This window comes from Holdemanella porci, assembly GCF_019052655.1.
Classification (GTDB): Bacteria; Bacillota_I; Bacilli_A; order Erysipelotrichales; family Erysipelotrichaceae; genus Holdemanella; species Holdemanella hominis.
The window spans coordinates 1-7,821 of sequence record NZ_JAHQVB010000078.1 but is presented as its reverse complement, the minus strand read 5'-3'; the positions used below and the strand labels follow the sequence as shown (position 1 = coordinate 7,821).

At 34.5% G+C, this 7,821-nt stretch carries 10 protein-coding genes and 1 pseudogene; 5 read left to right on the top strand and 6 right to left on the bottom strand.

The genetic code is table 11. From position 1 onward, the window contains the following. Positions 1-8 precede the first annotated feature (8 nt). Entirely contained in the window at positions 9-179 is a 171-nt protein-coding gene (locus KTQ83_RS10520) for a GDP-mannose 4,6-dehydratase (RefSeq protein WP_342367256.1), read from the top strand. Between the two features lie 136 nt (positions 180-315). On the opposite strand, the pseudogene KTQ83_RS10515 reads toward KTQ83_RS10520, so the two are convergent. Beyond that, positions 316-516, bottom strand: a pseudogene (locus KTQ83_RS10515) (metallophosphoesterase family protein); the annotation flags it as partial. 175 nt (positions 517-691) lie between these two features. After that, positions 692-1,567: a beta-1,6-N-acetylglucosaminyltransferase gene (locus KTQ83_RS10510; RefSeq protein WP_217256780.1), complete on the bottom strand. Its 876-nt coding sequence runs from the start codon at positions 1,565-1,567 to the stop codon at positions 692-694. 56 nt (positions 1,568-1,623) lie between these two features. On the opposite strand from KTQ83_RS10510, the gene hflX reads away from it, so the two are divergent. After that, on the top strand, positions 1,624-2,850 hold the full coding sequence (hflX, locus tag KTQ83_RS10505) for a GTPase HflX (protein ID WP_186999713.1): 1,227 nt from the start codon (positions 1,624-1,626) through the stop codon (positions 2,848-2,850). A 16-nt stretch (positions 2,851-2,866) separates the two neighbouring features. Here hflX and KTQ83_RS10500 read toward each other — a convergent pair whose 3' ends face one another. The 4 genes from KTQ83_RS10500 to deoC are packed head-to-tail and all read right to left on the bottom strand — an operon-like array spanning position 2,867 to position 5,775. Next, the gene (locus KTQ83_RS10500; protein WP_244975845.1) at positions 2,867-3,283 is read right to left on the bottom strand and encodes a C-GCAxxG-C-C family (seleno)protein; all 417 of its coding nucleotides are present in this window, start codon (positions 3,281-3,283) and stop codon (positions 2,867-2,869) included. Between the two features lie 22 nt (positions 3,284-3,305). Beyond that, positions 3,306-4,178 (bottom strand): SDR family oxidoreductase, encoded by an 873-nt coding sequence (locus KTQ83_RS10495; protein ID WP_117925808.1) that lies wholly within the window; start codon positions 4,176-4,178, stop codon positions 3,306-3,308. A gap of 3 nt (positions 4,179-4,181) precedes the next feature. Further along, on the bottom strand, positions 4,182-5,099 hold the full coding sequence (locus KTQ83_RS10490) for a type I phosphomannose isomerase catalytic subunit (protein ID WP_217256778.1): 918 nt from the start codon (positions 5,097-5,099) through the stop codon (positions 4,182-4,184). A 1-nt stretch (position 5,100) separates the two neighbouring features. After that, entirely contained in the window at positions 5,101-5,775 is a 675-nt protein-coding gene (gene deoC, locus KTQ83_RS10485; RefSeq protein WP_117925812.1) for a deoxyribose-phosphate aldolase, read from the bottom strand. A gap of 122 nt (positions 5,776-5,897) precedes the next feature. On the opposite strand from deoC, the gene KTQ83_RS10480 reads away from it, so the two are divergent. The 3 genes from KTQ83_RS10480 to KTQ83_RS10470 are packed head-to-tail and all read left to right on the top strand — an operon-like array spanning position 5,898 to position 7,688. Then, positions 5,898-6,479: a GNAT family N-acetyltransferase gene (locus KTQ83_RS10480; protein WP_217256777.1), complete on the top strand. Its 582-nt coding sequence runs from the start codon at positions 5,898-5,900 to the stop codon at positions 6,477-6,479. Then, positions 6,479-7,375, top strand: a complete 897-nt coding sequence (locus KTQ83_RS10475; protein WP_117925815.1) for a DUF7916 family protein — start codon at positions 6,479-6,481, stop codon at positions 7,373-7,375. Before KTQ83_RS10480 ends, KTQ83_RS10475 begins: the two co-directional genes overlap by 1 nt. Position 7,376: 1 nt before the next feature. Beyond that, positions 7,377-7,688 carry a PTS sugar transporter subunit IIB gene (locus KTQ83_RS10470; RefSeq protein ID WP_117925817.1) on the top strand — a complete coding sequence of 104 codons (312 nt, stop codon included), beginning with the start codon at positions 7,377-7,379 and terminating at the stop codon, positions 7,686-7,688. The last annotated feature ends 133 nt before the right edge of the window (positions 7,689-7,821 follow it).

Sequence of the window (7,821 nt, the reverse complement as noted above, 5' to 3'; positions counted from 1 at the left end):
TTGAAAGAGTGAATGGAATTAAGATTCCTTATGTCATCAAACCAAGACGTCCAGGTGATATTGCGACATGTTTCGCGGATCCTACAAGAGCTAAGGAACAGCTTGGCTGGGTGGCTGAAAAGAACTTGGATGATATGTGTAGAGATACATGGAATTTTGCAAAACAGTTTATTAAATAAATGAAAACAGGCAGCCAATGATTTGGCTGCCTTATTCAATGAAACATTGATATTGGTTTAAGAAAGTTTCTACATTAATTCGAACTACTTTATATGTGACTTTCTTATCGATTGTTAGAATGATATAAGATCCATGCTAATCATCTCTAGGTAAAGTGATTGAGCCTGGATTTAGAATTAGACAATTATTGTAGATTTGTTCTTTGACTAAATGCGTATGTCCATAAAGATAGATATCTGCATGAAGTTGATCGATATCTTTTTTTATTTCGTTCAAACCTTCATCTCCATGTGAGAAATGGATGCGTTTGTATAAAACAGTTAATCTTTGGAATTTAGGTAAATCTAATGTATCATTATTCCTTTAACACATATAAAGTTATTTAAGCCATTAATGCTTGTAGTTTGTGAATCTCCTAAATGAATAAATTTCACATTGTCTTTATAGAGTGAAGAATAGATGTGATAAAGAATTTTTAGGATATTTTGATTCTCGTGATTATACGAAACGATTATGATTCGGATGTGTAGGCATCAAAATAGTCTTCATAAACTTGAAGATTATCTTCACTATGAGCTAGAGCTGCAAAATAAGTAGACTCTTTGATTGCGTCCAATTCTACATTTTCCATGGGTTGTTGCAGAATATATTCACCATTTTTACCAACTGCCCATATGTTTTCATTGTGATGATCTACATTTGAGAATTTATGTAACATTGTCGCAATGGCCATTTCTTCTGGATATAAACACATTTTAAATGTATTTGAACAGTAGGCTAGATTGTCTGCCAAAGCTTTAGCACTTTCGTGTGTTAGTATAAACCAAGGATAGCTGATATAGATTGTGTCCTCAATTTCACGTTTTTTAAAGGAATGAACAAGACTAGATGTCATTTTATTCATGGCACGAATAGTTTTTGATTTTTGGAAATCATAAGAGTTTGTAAAGAAGGCATAGTTTTCAAATCTTTTCTTTACTTCTACATTTTCATCTGAGTTATCCACTTCATAATAGATATCTTCGTCTTCATGTGTTTCTAAATATTCTACAAGTTGTGCTTTTGATTTTGTAGGGATCATACCATCAGTCATTATGATGAAACGATCATATGTAAAAGATCCATCTTCTTTTTCAAATTCTAAAGCATCTTTCATCAATACAATAAAGCCTCTAGGTAGTGACATATCGGCTGGAAGGGCAGTTTGTTGGTGATGAGCCACATGTAAATTTGGTGTATCACAATAGGATAGAATCAAATCATCACGTAGATCATCATCGTTTACCATCAAGTAAACGTCATCGCCTTGGTTGATCAATATATCTAGGTTTTCTGTTATTTCTTCAAAATTATTTTTCATATAGTGCATTAAATAAGCAATTTTCATGGAATTCACCTCATGAAATATTATAACATTTTAGCATCGTATGATAAAATACATTTATGGAAAAAGCAATATTGATTGGTGTACAAACATACACAAGCCATTCTTTTGAAGAAAGAATGGAGGAAATGAAAGAATTAGCTCTTGCCTGTGATATTGAAATTTGCATGAGTATATCACAGAATTTGGAGCATCCTCATAAAAAGTATTATATGAATCCTGGTAAGATTGAAGAGGTCAAACGCATTCTTGAAGATCAAGAATGTAGCATGGTTCTTGTATTAGAGGCTATTTCGCCCTCTGTACAAAGAAATTTATCGGACTTTTTTGATTGTGAAGTCATGGATAAAAGTGCTTTGATTTTAGAAATTTTTGCGTCTCGTGCTAAGACAAAAGAGAGCATGCTTCAAGTTGAGTGTGCACGATTGAAGTATTTATTGCCAAGACTTCAAGGCAGCTATAAACATATGGATAGACAGCGTGGTGGTTCTAGAAACAAGGGAACAGGAGAAAAGAAAATCGAACTGGATGCGCGAAGAATTGAAGGTAAGATTCATTTTGTGGAAAAAGAATTAGATAAGATTCATACGCAAAGAAGCGTACAGCGTAATCAGCGTAAAAAAGGTATGGTTAAAAGTGTAGCTCTAACGGGTTATACCAATGCAGGTAAATCAAGTATTATGAATGGGTTTGTGAATGAAGATAAGTCTGTATTTGAGAAGGATATGTTGTTTGCGACTTTGACAACTTCAACACGTCAAATTGAAACAGAGAACCATAATGTATTTACTTTAAGTGATACAGTTGGATTTATTAGTGATTTACCACACAGTTTAGTACAAGCCTTTCATTCTACACTTGAAGAAGCTGTGGTTTCGGATTTGATCTTAAAAGTAGTGGATATTTCAAATGAACATAAGGATAGCAAACTTCAGGTTTGTGAAGAAACATTAAAAGAAATTGGATGTGAAAAAGTTCCCTACTTGTATGTCTTTAACAAATGTGATCAGACAAATATTGAATATCCAAAACGTGTAGAGGATCGTATTTATATTTGTGCTAAGGAAAAGTCGAGTATTGCGTTTTTAAAGCAGGAAATTGAAAAGGAATTATTTCATATGGAAACTTTACATGTCGTGATTCCTTATGAAAAGGTAAGTGTACTTGATTATATTCATACCAATGGTAAGGTGCATAGACAGGAATATAAAGAGGATGGTATTGAGGTTGATTTTAGTATTCAACAAGATTTGATTCATCGTGTAGACAGGTTATTACGAATATAAGAAAAGAGGAAGAATCCTATAATAGGTGTTCTTCCTCCATTGTTTTTTCTAAAGCTTTTGCCGCTAATAAACAAGTGTTCATACATTTGATGTTTGGATCCGTACTATGATGTACAGGTTTGATGTGTGCGCAATCTAAACTGCCTAATAGTTCTTTAAAGTTACGTGTATGTTTTTGAATCAATGGTCTTAATTCAGGTAACATTTCATGTGCTTTTGTCTTGCATACCATTTTTGATAGGGCAGCAATCGATCCGATTAATGCACCGCATGTACTTCCAATAAACATGCCGCCACCAAATCCAGCCATCATTTTCATGTCTTCTTCTGAAATATCTAATTGATACGTTTCATTGCAGGCATGAAGTAGTGTTTCTGAACAGTTATATCCGCTTTGGTAATATTTTTTAACGTTTTCCTCAAGTATAGTCATAAATAGCCTCCTACAAGCTATTTTAACTTTTCTTCCATCCAAAATCCATTAGAATTTCATTTACATCTTCTTCAAATGTTGCGAAATGTATCCCAAGACTTTCTAGTTTTTCGCTATCTAAACGATAATCTCTGAATCGATCTTGGTAGCGTTCGTTGTTTGGTAAAATGATTTCTTCAATCAGTTCATCACTTGCACCTAAGGCTTTAGCCACATATTTTGCGGATTCATATGTGGTCATAGTGTTCTTTGATGCTACATGATAAATGCCTGGTTCAAGTTTTGTGATTTTATCAAATTGGGTTGCCAAATGCTTGGCATATGTCATACCACGTTTTTCATTCACAGTAAATAATGTAGGAGTATGGCTGATTAGCGCATTCATGACATTTTTAATGATGCTTGGACTTGCCTTGATGCCTGGATAGCTTAGTCCCATCATCCATGTAAAGCGTAAGATGATCGCATCATCCAATTGTTGTTGAATCAACTCTTCGCATTCGATTTTATTTTGTCCATATACAGTCACAGCACTTAATGGTTCGTCTTCTTTAAAAGGACCACGATTTTCTTTTCCATTGAAGGCTTGTTCGGTTGAACAAAAAATCAATTTAGCACCTTTTTCTTTACAACAATCAATGATCGCTTGTGTACTTTCTACATTGATTTTATGAACTAAATCTGGATGTTCATTACAGAAGGCTGTAGTTGCATTGGCAGCAGTGTGAAAACAAATGTCAAAATCTTGAGAAGCTACAAATTTTTTTACGTCTTCAGGATTTGTAAGGTCTGCATCCTTTCTTGTCATGCAGATCCAGTTAAAGTTATCTTTTTGATACGCTCTTACTAAGCTTGCGATATAGCCATTGGCTCCGGTAACTAAAATGGTTTTCATAAATTAGTCCTTTCTAGGATTTGACACTAATAGGTGTGCTCCTTGTTTGATTGTGATTTTTTTGGATGCGAATGGTACAAATAGACTATCATATTGTGGTAATACAATTTCTTCATTGTTCCATACGATTGTACAATCTGAATCAATATTGGATAGAATCATGTAATGTTCATCACAAGTTAGATCCATATCAGAATCAGCATAAACTTCATCTACAGTAAAATTAGGACAGTCTCCAATTCGGTGTGTTTCCTGTTTTTGTGGAACAAAAGTAGGTTTTAAATTGAAGTTTGTGACATCAAAAGATTCTTTGACATGTAAAGGACGCGTTTTTCCATCTTTTCCTTTACGGTTGTAGTCATAGAAACGATAGGTTGTGTTCGAGTTTGTACCTACTTCTAAAGCTAAGATGTCTTTTCCCAAGGCATGAAGCATACCACTAGGAATGATGATGTAGTCTCCTTTATGAACTTTTACTTTGTTTAAATATTTTTCAACATCATTGTTCATTAAGGCATTTTTAATTTCATCTGCATCATTGATTGTTGTTCCGGCAACTAGAGTCGCGCCTGGTTTGGCATCTAGAATATACCAACTTTCATATTTTCCGTAATCATTGGAGTGTTCTAGGGCGTAATCATCTTCAGGATGAACTTGAATGCTTAATGCATCCTTTGTGTCTAGATAAGCCAATCGTAATGTTTCGTGAAGCGTAAAACCTTTACCTAATACTTCATCCGGATTTTCTTGAATCATTTTCATTAATGTTTTATTAGTTCCAATAATTTTGTTTGAACAATAAGGGTGGGCACTGACTTCCCACCAAGTTCCATAGTCTTCATCGATGCCTCTAGCTTTAGAGATGTGGTTGGTTCCCCATATTGTGTAATCATGAATGGGTTCTAATAAAAATGGTTTCATGTTATTTTGCCTCGGCTTCAAATTCTTCTAAGATTTTTAGGGATGAGCTTGTTCCAATTCTTTGTGCACCTGCATCAATCATGGCTTTACATGTTTTCCAATCACGAATGCCTCCAGCCGCTTTAACTTTCACTTGTCCTTCGACAGTTTCAACCATTAATTGAACATCTTCTAAAGTGGCTCCGCCAGTTCCAAAGCCTGTGCTTGTTTTGATGAAGTCTGGTTTTACTTCTTTGGCAATTAAAGCAACTTGTTTGATTTCATCTTTTTCTAAATAACAATTTTCAAAGATAACTTTTGAAATGACGTTATGTTCTCTACAAACAGAAACAATACTTTCCATTTCTTCTTTAATGTAGTCCCAGTGGTGCATTTTAGCTTGCCCAATATCAATGACATAATCGATTTCATCAGCTCCATCTTCAATCGCAATCTTTGTTTCGGCAATTTTAGATGCTAGGCCAGCTTGTCCTAAAGGAAAGCTGATGGCAGCTCCTACATGTACGTTTGTTCCTTTTAATTGTTCTTTACAAAAACGAGTCCAAGTTGTATTTATCGCAACCATAGCGGCACCGATTTCTTTTGCCTCATTACATAATTTAGTTAGATCAGCTTCAGTTGCATAAGGTTTTAAAAATGTGTGGTCAAAATAATTTGCGAGTTGTGTTTTGTTCATAATTGATTACCTCTCTTTTACGGTTTCATTCTAGAACGTAAAAAAAGAGAAGTCAAGTAAATGTTATAACATTTAAAGCGTGAAAGATTATGTTATACTAATTTTAGGAAATGGAGAATTATATGACAGTATTAGATACAAGTATACCTTATGAAAAAGTATTGATGGTCATGGCACGCAAGACCATTCGTAAAGAAATCGAATTAAATCAAGAATTTCATTATGTTGAATTTGATGAATCATTAAAAGAAGCTTGGTGCAAGCTACAAACCCAGGTTTGTTTATTTGAAAATCTAGAAGAGGCAAGAAAGAAATGGGATAGTATGTTTACAAGAGATAAGGATTTCTTTTCTAAACATTTCTTGTTTGTCGCAAATGAAAATAATGAACTAGTTGGCAGTGCAGGACTTTGGTTTGGAAATGATTTTGAAGAAAGTAGACTTCGCGTACATTATGTGGCGGTAAGTTTATCAGCTCAACATAAAAAGATTGCGCAGGCCATGCTTACAAAACTTTGTATGATGTACGATACAATTCCAAGTAAGTATCCATTGTATTTGGCAACTCAATCACAAAGTTATGGTGCAATTAAATTATATTCAAGACTTGGTTTTACACCGTATTTAGGGGCTTATAAGGGTTGTACAGAACAAAAGAGTAAGAATGCGTGGCAAAATGTCACAGAAATTTTGAGGAGTAAGTAATGAAAAGATTAATTAGCGCAAATGCATCCGAAATTTTAAGTATGAATGCACAAGAATTGAAACAAAGTATTAAGGCAAGTGAGGGGCGTGTCATCTTGTCTGAAAATGTAGCGCCTAGAGAAAGTTTTATTGGGGATATCACAAATGCAGAGATTGCCAGAGCTTTTGGGTCGGATATGATTTTGTTGAATTGTTTAGATGTATTAAATCCATATATTTTTGGCTTAGAACATAATAAAGATAACTTTGTAGATGAACTACATCGTTTAGTAGGACGCCCAATTGGGGTGAACTTAGAACCGGTTGATTTAGAAGCTGAAATGTTAGAAGATCGTTTGGATATTGCGAAGGGTCGTCAATTAAATTTGGAAACAGTCAAAAGATTAGATGAAGTTGGTTTTGATTTTGTATGTCTTACTGGAAATCCAGGTACGGGCGTGACAAATGAACAAATTGAAAAGGCAATCTCATTCACAAAAGAAAATTTCTCCGGATTGATCATTGCAGGAAAAATGCATGGTGCTGGATCGGATGAGCCAGTGGCAGATCTTGAAATCGCAAAACGCTTTGTGAAGGCAGGGGCAGATGTTATCTTAGTTCCTGCTGTTGGAACCGTTCCAGGATTTGATATGGATGATTTAAAGGCAGTATGTAAAGAAGTGCATTCTTGTGGTGGTTTAGTTCTTTCTGCGATTGGAACGAGTCAAGAAGGATCTGATACAGATACAATTAAGGATATTGCGATTATGAATAAGATTTGTGGTGTTGATATTCAGCATATTGGAGATGCAGGATATGGTGGAGTGGCTCCAGTAGAAAATATCATGGCTATTAGTAAAGCTGTAAGAGGAGTACGTCATACCGTATCTATGATGGCTCGTTCAATTAATCGTTAATATGGAACAAAAAGTAATTCTGTTAGCTTGTGCTGCAGGCATGAGTACAAGTCTTTTAGTAACGAAAATGCAGGAAGTATCAAAAAAAGATAAGATTTTTGCGATTCCTGTATCGAAAGTAGATCAAAAAGTAAATGAAGAGTCTATTGATGTTATTTTAATTGGTCCTCAAATTCGCTATATGGAAAAAAGAATTAAAGAAAAAATGGCAGTAAAACACATTCCTGTCGGTGTCATACCAATGGAAGATTATGGGCGTATGGATGGGACTAAAGTATTAAAGTATGCATATTCATTGATGAACAAGGGCTGAGAAATCAGGCCTTGTTGTATAATTTGAGTTTATAGGAGATCAATCATTATGATTAGAGAGTTACAAAAAGCAGATATAAATAAAGTTGCAGATATATGGTTGGATACGAATGTGGTGACACATTATTTTATTT